This window comes from Microbacterium sp. CIAB417 (assembly GCF_022788845.1).
In genome coordinates, this window is record NZ_JAHZUT010000001.1 from 1,264,913 (window position 1) to 1,278,233 (window position 13,321).

Annotated in this window: 10 protein-coding genes; 4 read left to right on the plus strand and 6 right to left on the minus strand. The window is 69.5% G+C overall.

Going from position 1 to position 13,321, the window contains the following annotated elements:
* The first annotated feature begins 32 nt into the window (after positions 1 to 32).
* Positions 33 to 1,862 carry a long-chain fatty acid--CoA ligase gene (locus KYX17_RS06260; RefSeq protein WP_243226050.1) on the plus strand — a complete coding sequence of 610 codons (1,830 nt, stop codon included), beginning with the start codon at positions 33 to 35 and terminating at the stop codon, positions 1,860 to 1,862.
* Positions 1,863 to 2,106: 244 nt separating this feature from the next.
* Here the strand turns inward: KYX17_RS06260 and KYX17_RS06265 are convergent, their stop codons facing one another.
* Genes KYX17_RS06265 through KYX17_RS06275 form a run of 3 tightly spaced genes read right to left on the minus strand, consistent with a single transcriptional unit; the run spans position 2,107 to position 8,156 of the window.
* Positions 2,107 to 2,598, minus strand: a complete 492-nt coding sequence (locus KYX17_RS06265) for a peptide deformylase (RefSeq protein ID WP_243226051.1) — start codon at positions 2,596 to 2,598, stop codon at positions 2,107 to 2,109.
* Positions 2,598 to 4,709, minus strand: coding sequence for an AAA family ATPase (locus tag KYX17_RS06270; protein ID WP_243226052.1), 2,112 nt, complete (start codon positions 4,707 to 4,709; stop codon positions 2,598 to 2,600). Before KYX17_RS06270 ends, KYX17_RS06265 begins: the two co-directional genes overlap by 1 nt.
* A 39-nt stretch (positions 4,710 to 4,748) precedes the next feature.
* On the minus strand, positions 4,749 to 8,156 hold the full coding sequence (locus KYX17_RS06275) for a pyruvate carboxylase (protein ID WP_243226053.1): 3,408 nt from the start codon (positions 8,154 to 8,156) through the stop codon (positions 4,749 to 4,751).
* Positions 8,157 to 8,248: 92 nt separating this feature from the next.
* Here KYX17_RS06275 and KYX17_RS06280 point away from each other — a divergent pair, with 92 nt between their 5' ends.
* Complete coding sequence (locus KYX17_RS06280) at positions 8,249 to 9,061, plus strand: ParA family protein (protein WP_243226054.1); 813 nt, start codon at positions 8,249 to 8,251, stop codon at positions 9,059 to 9,061.
* 204 nt (positions 9,062 to 9,265) lie between these two features.
* On the opposite strand, the gene KYX17_RS06285 is transcribed toward KYX17_RS06280, so the two are convergent.
* From KYX17_RS06285 to KYX17_RS06295, 3 genes are all read right to left on the minus strand, one after another.
* Positions 9,266 to 9,811, minus strand: a complete 546-nt coding sequence (locus KYX17_RS06285) for a MerR family transcriptional regulator (RefSeq protein ID WP_283818074.1) — start codon at positions 9,809 to 9,811, stop codon at positions 9,266 to 9,268.
* Positions 9,812 to 9,910: 99 nt separating this feature from the next.
* Positions 9,911 to 10,603: a MerR family transcriptional regulator gene (locus tag KYX17_RS06290; RefSeq protein ID WP_243226055.1), complete on the minus strand. Its 693-nt coding sequence runs from the start codon at positions 10,601 to 10,603 to the stop codon at positions 9,911 to 9,913.
* Positions 10,603 to 11,088 (minus strand): FHA domain-containing protein, encoded by a 486-nt coding sequence (locus KYX17_RS06295; protein ID WP_243226056.1) that lies wholly within the window; start codon positions 11,086 to 11,088, stop codon positions 10,603 to 10,605. Before KYX17_RS06295 ends, KYX17_RS06290 begins: the two co-directional genes overlap by 1 nt.
* Before the next feature lie 103 nt (positions 11,089 to 11,191).
* On the opposite strand from KYX17_RS06295, the gene KYX17_RS06300 reads away from it, so the two are divergent.
* Entirely contained in the window at positions 11,192 to 11,845 is a 654-nt protein-coding gene (locus tag KYX17_RS06300) for a copper resistance CopC family protein (protein WP_243226057.1), read from the plus strand.
* 9 nt (positions 11,846 to 11,854) lie between these two features.
* Complete coding sequence (lpdA, locus tag KYX17_RS06305) at positions 11,855 to 13,252, plus strand: dihydrolipoyl dehydrogenase (RefSeq protein WP_243226058.1); 1,398 nt, start codon at positions 11,855 to 11,857, stop codon at positions 13,250 to 13,252.
* Positions 13,253 to 13,321 lie beyond the last annotated feature (69 nt).

Consider the following 13,321-nt stretch of genomic DNA (forward strand, 5'->3'; position numbering starts at 1 on the left):
CACCGTGCCCGACCGGTACCGAAGGAGCTGCCGTGGTCCAGTTCGAAGTCCCCGCGATCGTCCCCGCCGACCCGCAGGCGAACGTCACCGACCTGCTGGTGGAGAGGGCGAAGGCGACACCGGATCTCGCCCTGTTCTCCGTCCCGCAGGGCGAAGGATGGCGCGACATCAGCGCCGCCGATTTCCAGACGGCCGTGATCGCCCTGGCCAAGGGCTTCGCCGCGGCCGGCATCCAGCCCGGCGACAAGGTCGGTTTCATCGCGCGTACCACGTACGAGTGGTCGCTGATCGACTTCGCCCTGTTCTACGCCGGCGCGGTCATGGTTCCGATCTACGAGACCAGCTCCCCCGCGCAGATCCAGTGGATCATGGAGGACTCCGGGGCGATCGCGATCATCGTGGAGTCCTCGGACCACTTCCAGCGCTTCGACGAGGTGCGCGGTGATCTCCCGCTCGTCCGTGAGGTCTGGCAGATGCACCTGGGCGCGATCGACGCGCTGACCGCGCAGGGCGAGGCGATCGAGGATGCCGAGATCGAACGCCGCCGTCAGATCGCCGTCGGCAGCGACATCGCGACGCTGATCTACACCTCGGGCTCCACCGGCCGTCCGAAGGGCTGCGTCCTGACGCACAGCAACTTCGTCGAGCTCTCGCGCAACTCCGCCAAGGCGCTGGACGCCGTGGTCACGACCCCCGGCGCGTCGACCGTGCTGTTCATCACGACCGCGCACGTGTTCGCGCGGTTCATCTCGATCCTGAACATCCACGCGGGCGTGCGCACAGGGCACCAGCCGGACACGAAGCAGCTCCTCCCCGCCCTCGGCTCCTTCAAGCCCACGTTCCTCCTGGCCGTCCCCCGCGTGTTCGAGAAGGTCTACAACTCGGCGGAGCAGAAGGCCGAGGCCGGCGGCAAGGGCAAGATCTTCCATGCCGCCGCGGCGGCCGCGATCGAGCACTCGCGCCTCGTCGAGGAGGGACGCCGGATCCCGCTCGGCCTGCGGATCAAGTTCGCACTGTTCGACAAGCTGGTGTTCTCGAAGCTGCGCGCCGCGATGGGCGGCAACGTCGTGTACGCGATCTCCGGCTCCGCACCCCTGGGCGCCCGCCTCGGACACTTCTTCCACAGCCTCGGCGTCGTCATCCTCGAGGGCTACGGCCTGACCGAGACCACCGCTCCGGCATCCGTCAACCTCGCCGACAAGGCGAAGATCGGCACGGTCGGGCCGGCGCTGCCCGGCGTGGGCATCCGCCTCGCCGAGGACGGCGAGATCGAGGTCAAGGGCATCAACGTCTTCAAGGAGTACTGGAACAACCCCGAGGCGACGGCCGCGGCGTTCGACGACGGATGGTTCCGCACCGGTGACCTGGGAAGCTTCGACAGCGAGGGCTTCCTCACGATCACCGGGCGCAAGAAGGAGATCATCGTCACGGCAGGCGGGAAGAACGTCGCCCCCGCCGCCCTCGAGGACCCGATCCGTGCGAACCCCGTCGTCGGCCAGGTGGTCGTGGTCGGCGACCAGAAGCCGTTCATCTCGGCCCTGGTCACGCTCGACCCCGAGATGCTGCCGACCTGGCTCGCGAACAACGGCCTGTCCGGCGACATGTCCCTCGCCGACGCCGCGAAGCATGAGGCCGTCCGCGCCGAGGTGCAGCGTGCGGTGGATGCCGCGAACGCGACCGTCTCGCGGGCCGAGTCGATCCGCAAGTTCACGATCCTGGGCTCGGAATGGACCGAGGCCTCCGGCCACCTCACGCCGAAGCTGTCGATCAAGCGGAACGTGATCCTGCAGGACTTCGCCGAGGAGATCTCCGCGATCTACGACGAGCCGGTGCAGACGACCAACGTCGCCCTCGGCGGCTGACGCCCCTCGCTCGTTGAGCGAGCGGAGCGAGTCGAAACGCGGTTTCCATCCGGAACGCCGTTTCGACTCCTCGCTCCGTCCGTTCAGCGAGCGTCTCCCACCTCGCTCGTTGAGCGAGCGGAGCGAGTCGAAACGCGGTTTCCATCCAGAACGCCGTTTCGACTCCTCGCTCCGCTCGTCGCTCAACGCTGATGCGCGACCGCTTCAACGCCGCTTCGCGGCATTGATCCGGTCCGCATCAGTATCAGAACCAGTTGCTCTCGCGCACCTCGCGCATGGCGATCTTGCGGGTCTCGGGGGCCAGCCTCGAGAGGTAGACCGTGCCGTCGAGGTGGTCGGTCTCGTGCTGCAGCGCCTGCGCGAGCAGGCCCTCCCCTTCGAGGACGACGGGATTCCCGTCGAGGTCGATGCCCTCGACGCGCGCCCACGGGTGGCGCAGGGCGTCGTGCCAGAGACCGGGGACGGACAGGCATCCCTCCCCCGTCGGGACGGGCTCGCCGCGGACCTCGACCAGGACCGGGTTGAGGACGTAGCCGATGTCGCCGTCGATGTTGTAGCTGAAGGCGCGCTGCGCGACACCGATCTGGTTCGCGGCGACACCCGCGCGGCCCGGGAGCTCCACGGTGTCGACCAGGTCCGTCACCAGAGCACGGACGCCCTCGTCGATGTCCTCGATCGGGGCGCAGACCGTGCGCAGCACGGGGTCGCCGAACAGGCGGATGTCGCGGACGGCCATCAGGCGGCGCTCGCGCGCAGGCCTTCGACGAGCAGAGCCGCCAGCTCCCTGGCAGCCTGCCTGGTCTCCGGCTGGAGCGAGGTGAAGACGATCGGTCCGCCGCCGGCGATCTGCGGGTCGTACGGCATCCGCACCACGTGGCGTGCACGGGTCGCGAAGTGCGCCTCGAGCTCGTTCAGCCGCACGAGCGGGGCTCCCGGCGTCGACTGGTTGAGCACCACGATCGCGTCGCGCGCCTGAGCCGCGTACCCGTTGGTCTCGAGCCAGGTCAGCGTCTCCGAGGCCAGGCGGGCCTCGTCCACGCTCAGCCCCGACACGATCACGAGCTGATCGGCCAGTTCGAGGGTCGCTCCCATGACCGAGTGCACGATGCCGGTGCCCGTGTCGGTGAGCACGAGGGAATAGTAGTGCGCCGCGACGTCCGCGACGTCGCGGTAGTCGGCATCGCCGAACGCGTCGGCGATGCGCGGGTCGGCGTCCGAGGCGAGCACGTCGAGGCGCGTCGTGTCCCGCGCGACGATCGCGGAGATGTCGTGGTAGCCGCGCACCTCGTCGTGGATGCGGACGAGGTCGCGCACGGATCGGGTGTGCGAGCGCACGATGCGTTCGGCCAGGGTGCCGCGGTCGGGGTTCGCGTCCACGGCGATGACCCGGTCGTCCCTGGCATCCGCGAGCGCCATGCCGAGCAGTGCGGTGACGGTCGTCTTGCCTACACCGCCCTTGCGGGACAGCACCGGGACGAAGCGCGCACCTCCGCTCAGGGGCGAGGCGATCTTCGCGGTCAGCGCCTTCCGCGCCTTGGCCTTCTTCCCGTCGCCGATGTTGATGCGGCGGCCAGAGACGGTGTACAGGAAGTGGCTCCAGGCCCCTTCCGGCTCGGGCTTGGTCACCTGATGCGGATCCAGCAGGCGGTCGGCGGTCAGCAGGTCCGCCGACTCGCGGGACGCCTGTCCCAGCTGGTCGCCGAGTCGCTTCGAGGTCAGCTCGACGTCGCTCCTCGCCGGCGCGGCCGCCGTCCGGGGTGCGAGCGAGGTGTCGGTCGACGCCTTCTCGGCATCCATCTCGGTGCTCACGGTCTCGTCCTCTTCCTCTGCGGGGTCGGATGCTCCGCCGGCCGCCGCCCGCTCCACCGTGGCGACCCAGGGAGAGCGGGAACGCTCGACGGCGCTTCGTGCCGGCTCTGTCCGCGCGGCCGCGGATGCGGACTCGCCGACGGCCGGAGCGGCCGCCGGTTGCGCGGAGGCCGACGGCTGAGCGGCCGCGGTCGGCTCCTCGGCATCCGGCTCCGCGTTCCCGGTCTCGGACGCGTCCTCGGTCGCGGTCTCAGTCTCGGACGCGATCGTCTCGGCCTTCGCGGCTTCGGCCTTCGCAGTCTCGGGCTTCGCAGTCTCGGGCTGCACGGTCACCGACTCTTCGGTCGCCGGCTCGGCGGTCGTCGATTCCGGCACGGAAGGTTCGGCGGACTCCGCGGGTCCGGCAGGTGCGCTGGTCTCGATCGGCTCGGGCTCGGCGGGTCGAGGGGCGACGGGCTCGGTCGTCCGTGCCTTCTTCGCCGTCGCGGGCTTCGCCGCGGTCGTCTTCGTCGTCTTGCCGGCCTTGGTTGCGGCGGAGGCCTTCTTCACCGGCGCCGCCGGCTTGGCACCTCCGGCGGGCGCGGACTTCTTCGCGACGGGGGTCGCCGGAACAGCATCCTGTTCGACGATGATGTCCTCGGCGGCGTCCGCCGACTCCTTCGCGGCGATCCGCTCGGCCAGCTCGTCCTGGTCTAGGACCACCTCGGCGGTGACCGCGTCCTCGGAGTCCGCGACGGGCTCGTAGGTCCGCTCCTCGGCGGGCACCTCGATCACGATGTCGATGCTGCCGTCCTGGATGCGTCCGACTTCGGGCTCCGGCGCGGGTTCCGGGGCGGGCTCGATGATCAGATCGGCCGCCACCTCGCCGTCGATGACGCCGTCGTCGAGCAGGTCGTCCTCGTCTCCGGTCGGGATCGCCACGCGGACCTGGGCGGTGCCGCCGAGGATGCCGATGCCCGCCGTGTCCAGCGACGCGGCGTCATCCAGCACCCCGAGCGAATCATCGTCGTCGGGTCGAGCGGTGTTCTTCGCGGTCATTTCTCACTCCCAGCCGTGCGGAATGCACGCCGGACAAGATTACTGGGCCGGGCGGATGACGACCAAAAGGTCGCCGGCGTCCACCTGGGCGGTCGCGGCGATCGCGAGGCGGTCGACCACCCCGTCCACGGGCGCCGTGATCGCAGCCTCCATCTTCATCGCCTCGATCGAGGCGACCGGCTCCCCGGCGCGTACGGACGCCCCGACCTCGGTCTTGAGGGTGACCACGCCCGAGAACGGAGCGGCGACCTGACCGGGCTTGGAGGTGTCCGCCTTCTCGACCTCGTGCACCTCCACCGCGACGGAGCGATCGCGCACGAAGACCGGGCGGAGCTGACCGTTCAGCGTCGTCATGACCGTGCGCATGCCGCGTTCGTCCGCCTCTCCGATCGCCTCGAGTCCGACGTACAGCTGCACGCCGCGATCGATCTCCACGAGGTGCTCCTGACCGGGCACGAGGCCGAACAGATAGTCCCCGGTGTCGAGGACGGAGAGGTCTCCGAACAGCTCCCTCATCTGCGCGAACTCGCGGGTCGGAGCAGGGAACAGCAGAGTGTTCAGGCGTGCCCGGCGCTGGGCGCTCGTGCCGGCGAGCTCGCGCTCGTCCTCGGCCGTGATGTCGGTGAGAGCCGGACGCACGGTGCGTCCGGCGAGCACCTTGGAACGGAACGGCTCCGGCCACCCGCCGGGCAGGTCGCCGAGCTCGCCCGCCATGAACCCGACCACCGAGTCCGGGACGTCGTACTTCTCGGGATGCGCCTCGAAGTCGGCGGGATCGGCCTTCACGGCGGCGAGGTGCAGCGCGAGATCGCCGACGACCTTGGACGAGGGCGTGACCTTCGGAACACGCCCGAGGATGCGGTCGGCAGCGGCGTACATGTCCTCGATGAGCTCGAAGTCGTCCGCCAGGCCCAGCGCCTTGGCCTGCTGGCGCAGGTTGGAGAGTTGACCGCCCGGGATCTCGTGATGGTAGACGCGTCCGGTGGGTCCGGGCAGCCCCGATTCGAAGGGGGCGTAGGTGTTGCGCACGGCCTCCCAGTACGGCTCGAGGTCACTGACACCGGCGAGATCGATCCCGGTGTCGCGCTCGGTGTGCGCCAGCGCCGCGATCAGCGAGGACAGCGAGGGCTGGCTGGTCGTCCCGGACAGCGGTGCGGATGCCGCGTCCACGGCGTCGACGCCGGCGGCACTGGCCGCGAGCAGCGTGGCGAGCTGACCTCCGGGGGTGTCGTGCGTGTGCAGATGCACCGGAAGCTCGAAGCGCTCGCGCAGCGCCGACACGAGACGAGCCGCCGCCGCGGGACGCAGGAGCCCCGCCATGTCCTTGATCGCGAGCACATGTGCGCCCGAGTCCACGATCTGCTCGGCGAGACGCAGGTAGTAGTCGAGGGTGTACAGGTCCTCGTCGGGGTTCAGCAGGTCGCCCGTGTAACACAGCGCGACCTCGGCCACGGCCGTGCCTGTGGAGCGGACGGCGTCGATCGCGGGACGCATCTGGGAGACGTCGTTGAGGGCGTCGAAGATGCGGAAGACATCCACCCCGCTGGAGGCGGCCTCGTGCACGAACGCGTCGGTGACGGCCGTGGGATAGGGCGTGTACCCCACGGTGTTGCGCCCGCGCAGCAGCATCTGGATGGCGACGTTCGGAAGCGCCGTACGCAGCTTGTCGAGCCGCTCCCACGGGTCCTCGCCGAGGAAGCGCAGCGCCACATCGTAGGTCGCTCCTCCCCAGGCCTCCACGGACAGCAGACCGGGCGTCAGGCGCGCGAGATACGGGGCGACGGCGACGAGGTCGCGCGTGCGCACGCGGGTCGCCAGCAGCGATTGGTGCGCGTCGCGGAACGTCGTGTCGGTGACCGCGAGGGCCTTCTGCCGGCGCAGTTCGGCGGCGAAGGCATCCGGACCCAGCTCCAGGAGGCGCTGCCGGGACCCGGCCGGCGGCGCCGACGAGAGGTCGAGCTCCGGGAGCTTGGTGCGCGGATCCGCCGTGCCGGGGTGCGCGCCGTTCGGCTTGTTCACCGTGACGTCGACGAGCCAGTTCAGGATCTTCGTCCCGCGGTCCTTCGAGACGCGGCCCTTCAGCAGCTCCGGGCGTTCGTCGATGAAGGCCGTGCTGACGTCCCCGGCGATGAACGCCTCGTCCTCGAGCAGCGCCTGAAGGAACGGGATGTTCGTCGAGACGCCGCGGATGCGGAACTCCGCCAGCGCACGCCGGGCACGCGCGACGGCCGCCGGGAAGTCGCGTCCGCGACACGTCAGCTTCGACAGCATGGAGTCGAAGTGCGGGCTGATCTGTGCCCCCTGGTGCACCGTGCCGCCGTCGAGGCGGATGCCGGCGCCGCCGGGCGAGCGGTAGGTGGTGATCTTGCCGGTGTCCGGGCGGAAGCCCTGCGTCGGATCCTCGGTCGTGATGCGGCACTGCAGGGCGGCGCCGCGCAGGTGGATGCGGTCCTGGGTCAGCCCGAGGTCGGCCAGCGTCTCGCCGGCCGCGATGCGCATCTGGGTCTGGACGAGGTCGACGTCGGTGACCTCCTCCGTGACCGTGTGCTCGACCTGGATGCGGGGATTCATCTCGATGAAGACGACCTCGCCGGCGCGTTCTCCCGCGGTCTCGAGGAGGAACTCGACGGTTCCGGCGTTCTCGTAGCCGATCGAACGAGCGAACGCCGTCGCGTATCCGTGCAGCGCCTCGCGGATGTCGTCGTCGAGGTTCGGGGCAGGGGCGATCTCGACCACCTTCTGGTGGCGGCGCTGGACCGAGCAGTCCCGCTCGAACAGGTGCACGGTCTCGCCGGTCTTGTCCGCCAGGACCTGCACCTCGATGTGGCGCGGGCGCACGACGGCCTGCTCGAGAAACATCCGCGGATCGCCGAAGGCGCTGGCCGCCTCGCGCATCGCCTCGGCGAGGGCCGGCGCGAGCTCGGCCTTCGTCTCGACCCGGCGCATGCCGCGACCGCCGCCTCCGGCGACGGCCTTCGCGAACAGGGGGAATCCGATCTCGTCCGCCTGCACGAGCAGCGCGTCCACGTCGTCCGAGGCCTCGGTGGAGCGCAGCACCGGCACTCCCGCCTCGATGGCGTGGCGCTTGGCCTCGACCTTGTTTCCCGCCATCTCGAGTACAGCGGCGGGCGGGCCGATGAAGACGATGCCGTTGGCCGCGGCCTTCTCGGCCAGTTCCGGGTTCTCGGAGAGGAAGCCGTAGCCGGGATAGATCGCATCGGCGCCGGACTCGAGGGCTACGCGGATGATCTCGTCCACGTCGAGATAGGCGCGCACCGGATGACCCCGCTCGCCGATCACATAGGCCTCGTCGGCCTTCAACCGATGCAGCGAGCCACGGTCCTCGTGGGGGAAGACGGCGACCGTCCTCGCCCCCACCTCGAACGCCGCACGGAAGGCCCGGATCGCGATCTCGCCACGATTGGCCACAAGGATCTTCTGGAACATGCACACCTCTGGATGCTCGATGCGCGCGAGGATCCGCGCACAAGGGCGGGGCTGAGTGTCTGTCCAGACTAGGGCAATGTAACGTGGAGTCCGTGCACGTACTCAGCGTCAGCTCTCTCAAGGGAGGCGTCGGCAAGACGACCGTGACCCTCGGCCTGGCCTCCGCGGCCTTCGCCCGGGGCGTCCGGACCCTCGTCGTCGACCTCGACCCGCAGTCCGACGTCTCCACCGGAATGGACATCCAGGTCGCGGGGCGGCTCAACGTCGCCGACGTCCTGGCCAACCCCAAGGAGAAGGTGGTCCGTCAGGCGATCACCGCCAGCGGCTGGGCGAAGGTGCACCCCGGGACGATCGACGTGCTGATCGGCAGCCCCTCGGCCATCAACTTCGACGGCCCCCACCCGAGCGTGCGCGACGTCTGGAAGCTCGAAGAGGCCCTGGCCGCCGTCGAAGCCGATTACGACCTCGTGCTCATCGACTGCGCCCCGTCGCTGAACGCGCTCACGCGCACCGCGTGGGCCGCCAGCGACCGCGTCATGGTCGTCACCGAGCCAGGACTGTTCTCGGTCGCCGCGGCCGACCGCGCCCTGCGCGCCATCGAGGAGATCCGTCGCGGTCTCTCCCCCCGCCTTCAGCCGCTCGGCATCGTCGTGAACCGCGTGCGTCCGCAGTCGATCGAGCACCAGTTCCGCATCAAGGAGCTGCGCGACATGTTCGGCCCCCTCGTGCTGTCGCCGCAGCTGCCGGAGCGCACCTCCCTGCAGCAGGCGCAGGGCGCGGCCAAACCCCTGCACATCTGGCCGGGCGACTCCGCCCAGGAGCTCGCCGCGGACTTCGACCTGCTGCTGGACCGCATCGTCCGCACCGGCCGCATCCCGGTGCCGGAGAAGGGCCCTCAGGCCTGAGCGCCTCTCACATCCGTCCAGACCTCTCGCACATCCGCCGAGACCTCTCCCTGCTTACGAGACCCCGTGTCATTCGCGTGAATGATGCGGGGTCTCGTCAATTCCGAGAGGTCTCCTGCGGGTGAGGAGAGGTCTCGGGACGGGGACAGCGGGTCAGGATGCTGTCAGCGGGAGCAGGATGCCGCCAGACGAAACGGATGAGGATCAGGCGGAGCGCTTGCTGCGGCGGGCCGCGAGCTCGTCGACGGGATCCGGCGCGGTCGGGTCGAACTCGACCAGCGTGGACTCGACCTCGCGCAGCACCTTGCCCACGGCGATGCCGAACACGCCCTGACCGCGGCTCACCAGGTCGATGACCTCGTCATTGGATGTGCAGAGGTACACCGATGCACCGTCGCTCATGAGGGTCGTTCCGGCGAGGTCGCGGATGCCGGCGGCGCGGAGCTGGTCGACGGCCGTGCGGATCTGCTGAAGCGAGATGCCGGTGTCGAGCAGGCGCTTGACGAGCTTGAGCACCAGGATGTCGCGGAAACCGTACAGGCGCTGCGAGCCGGACCCGTTCGCTCCGCGCACGGTCGGCACGACGAGCTCGGTGCGGGCCCAGTAGTCCAGCTGCCGGTAGGTGATACCCGCGGCGCGAGCGGCGACCGCACCGCGGTAGCCGACCTCGTCGTCCATGGCGGGCAGACCGTCCGTGAAGAGGAGTTCGGTCACGAACCGCGGGTCGCCTGCAAGCTCGTCCGCATTCATCTGAAATCCTCCCTGGAGCGCTTACTTCCACGCTAGAGCAGTGCCCCTCGCCCGGCAACGACATCCGCGCCGCGGCGAAGGTGTGTCGCAACCAGTTCGTTACGAAAGGATGCGGCCGAGCGCGTCCTTCATGAACAGCGCGCGCACCTCGTCGATCTGACCCGCCAGCTCCGGACCGAGCTCGTTCGCCTTGCCGCGGGAGGCGGCATCCGCGCGTCGCAGCAGAGCGGACATGGCCGACTCGATCAGCGCGACGTCACGTTCCGCGCTCTGGCGCACCGAGCGCAGGTGACGCGGCTCGATGCCGTGCCGATCCAGCGCGACCAGGCCGCGCATCAGGGTGACCGTCGACTCCGGATAGGTCTCCCCCGCCGCGATGATCCCCGTGCTGATGGCGTCGTTGAGCAGCTGCGGGCCGGCACCGGCGGCCGCCAGCAGCTCGTCGCGACGATAGCGGCGGGCGGCGGGCGTGATCGAGGGCGGCGGAGTGAGCGCTCCGGACAGGTCGCCGTTCGCCTCGGCTTCGTCGAGCTGCTCACGGATGACGTTCAGCGGCAGGTAGTGATCGCGCTGCAGGGTGAGCGCGAGGCGCAGGCGCTCGACGTCCGCCGCGGAGAACTTGCGGTACCCGGAATCCGTGCGCGCCGGCGTGACGATGCCGCGCATCTCGAGGAAGCGCAGCTTGCTCGCGGACACATCGGGGAACTCGGGGGTGAGCCTGGCCAGCACCTGACCGATGCTCAGAAGACCCGGGGACGCTGTGCGTTCCCGGGCGGGGGTGGCAGCCGCCATCAGTCGTTCGCCGCCGCGAGGTCGACGGGTGAGGCGAAGAAGTTCAGGCGGAACTTGCCGACGCGCACCTCGTAGCCGTTGGCGAGGGCGCTGCGATCGGCGCGTTCGCCGTTGACATAGGTGCCGTTCAGAGAGCGCTGGTCGATGATCTCGAAGGAGGTGCCGTTGCGCGTGATCTCGGCGTGACGACGGGACACGGTCACGTCGTCGAAGAAGATGTCGGCCTCGGGGTGGCGCCCGACCGTGGTGACGTCGGTGTCCAGCAGGTACCGTGCGCCCGCCAGGGCGCCGGAGCGCACCAGGAGCAGCGCCGATCCGGACGGCAGCGCCGCGATGGCCGCCTGCTCCGCCTCGCTCAGTTCCACGCCGAAGGGCACGAAGGACAGATCGGAGTCATGTCCGAACGTCTGCGTCACATCGTTCTTCTGCTCTCCGTCGCGGTGGATCGCGGCGTTCCCGATGTGTCGGCTCTCGCTGTCTGTCACGGTGCCCTCCCTAGACGTCCCAGCCTAACCGATCGAGCGGGTCCACCGGGAGGGCGAATCCGCGTTCGGACCTCCCGGAGGGCTCACGCGTAGGGTGGAGGACGTGCATGCCTCCGCCCTGAGACGCCCTGTCCTGCCCATCGCCATCGCCGCCGCCCTGCTGACCGCTCTGCTCGTCCTCGTCCCGACCGGTCGCGCAGCGGCGCACGACGAACTGGTCTCCTCCGATCCGGCCCCCGGCTCGACCGTCGAGACCCTGCCCGAGGAGCTCACGCTCACCTTCAGCGCGGCGCTCATCGCGTCCGAGGGCGGGACGGCGGTCGTCGTGACGGATGCCGAGGGCAACGACGTCGCCGACGGCGCCCCCGAGATCGACGGCGCCGTGGTGATCCAGAAGCTGTCCCCCGACGCCGCGATCGCCGGGGAGTACACCGTGCTGTGGCAGGTCGTCTCCAGCGACGGGCACCCCACCGACGGGGAGTTCACGTTCACCGTGGCGAGCGGCTCGACTCCGACCACGACGCCGAGCACCGCTCCGGCACCGGAGGAGACCGCCACCGAGGCCACCACGACGGCGAGCCCCGAGGCGACGACCACGCCGGCCCCCGACGAGGAGGACTCGTCCGCGGCATCCGTGTGGATCTGGGTGCTCTCGATCGCCGGTGTCCTCATCGCCGCGGGGATCGTCACCTGGCTGGTCCTGCGCAGTCGCCGAGGTGCGGGCGACTCCGATTCCGACGCACCCGCAGAGCGATAGGCTGGAGCCATGCCACATTACGATGTCGTCATCCTCGGTGCGGGCCCCGGCGGCTACGTCGCCGCCGTCCGCAGTGCACAGCTCGGGCTGTCCACCGCCATCATCGAAGAGAAGTACTGGGGAGGCGTGTGCCTCAACGTCGGCTGCATCCCCTCGAAGGCTCTGCTGAAGAACGCGGAGCTGGCGCACACGCTGAAGCACAAGGCCGACTTCTTCGGAATCTCCGGTGACTTCACGATCGACTTCGGCAAGGCCTGGGACCGGTCGCGCGAGGTCGCGGACGGCCGCGTCAAGGGCATCCACTTCCTGATGAAGAAGAACAAGGTGACCGAGTACAACGGTCGCGGCACCTTCACCGGCCCCAAGGCGATCTCGGTCGCGAAGGCCGACGGGACGACCGAAGAGGTCACGTTCGACAACGTCATCATCGCCACCGGCTCGAAGGTGCGGCTGCTGCCGGGCGTCACGCTCAGCGAGAACGTCGTGACCTACGAGGAGCAGATCCTCTCGCGCGAGCTGCCGGAGTCGATCGTCATCGTCGGCGCCGGCGCGATCGGCATGGAGTTCGCGTACGTCCTGACCAACTACGGCGTCAAGGTCACGATCATCGAGTTCCTCGACCGCGCGCTTCCCAACGAGGACGCGGACGTGTCGAAGGAGATCACCAAGCAGTACAAGAACTACGGCGTCGACATCCTCACCTCCACCAAGGTCGAGACGATCGTCGACAACGGCTCCTCGGTCACCGTCAGTTACACCGGCAAGGACGGCCAGCCGGGCTCGATCGAGGCAGGCAAGGTCCTCATGTCCGTCGGCTTCGCGCCGAACGTCGAGGGCTTCGGGCTGGAGAACACCGGCGTGAAGCTCACCGAGCGCGGCGCCATCGACATCGACGACCACATGCGCACGAACGTCGAGGGCATCTACGCGATCGGCGACGTCACGGCGAAGCTGCAGCTGGCGCACGTCGCCGAGGCGCAGGGCGTCGTGGCCGCCGAGACGATCGGCGGAGCGGAGACCCAGACGCTGGGCGACTACCGCATGATGCCGCGCGCCACGTTCTGCTCTCCGCAGGTCGCGTCGTTCGGCCTCACCGAGGCGCAGGCCAAGGAGACCGGTCGCGAGATCAAGGTGGTCTCCTTCCCGTTCATGGCGAACGGCAAGGCGCACGGCCTGGGCGAGCCGGTCGGCTTCGTGAAGATGATCGCGGATGCCGAGCACCTCGAGCTCCTCGGCGCGCACATGATCGGCCCTGACGTCTCGGAGCTGCTGCCGGAGCTGACGCTCGCGCAGAAGTGGGACCTCACCGCTCTCGAGCTCGCTCGCAACGTCCACACGCACCCGACGCTGTCGGAGGCTCTGCAGGAGGGCTTCCACGGTCTCGCGGGGCACATGATCAACTTCTGATCGAACGCGACGAGCCGGGACCCGGCTCCTCCGCACGACGGCCCGGTCCGCCTCTCGGCGGCCGGGCCG

What these genes read in the sequence shown, in the direction of transcription:
- KYX17_RS06265 (WP_243226051.1), bottom strand. Translation starts at nt 2,598, where the DNA reads ATGGCCGTCCGCGACATCCGCCTGTTCGGCGACCCCGTGCTGCGCACG.
- KYX17_RS06270 (WP_243226052.1), bottom strand. Translation starts at nt 4,709, where the DNA reads ATGACCGCGAAGAACACCGCTCGACCCGACGACGATGATTCGCTCGGG.
- KYX17_RS06275 (WP_243226053.1), bottom strand. Translation starts at nt 8,156, where the DNA reads ATGTTCCAGAAGATCCTTGTGGCCAATCGTGGCGAGATCGCGATCCGG.
- KYX17_RS06285 (WP_283818074.1), bottom strand. Translation starts at nt 9,811, where the DNA reads ATGAATGCGGACGAGCTTGCAGGCGACCCGCGGTTCGTGACCGAACTC.
- KYX17_RS06290 (WP_243226055.1), bottom strand. Translation starts at nt 10,603, where the DNA reads ATGGCGGCTGCCACCCCCGCCCGGGAACGCACAGCGTCCCCGGGTCTT.
- lpdA (WP_243226058.1), top strand. Translation starts at nt 11,855, where the DNA reads ATGCCACATTACGATGTCGTCATCCTCGGTGCGGGCCCCGGCGGCTAC.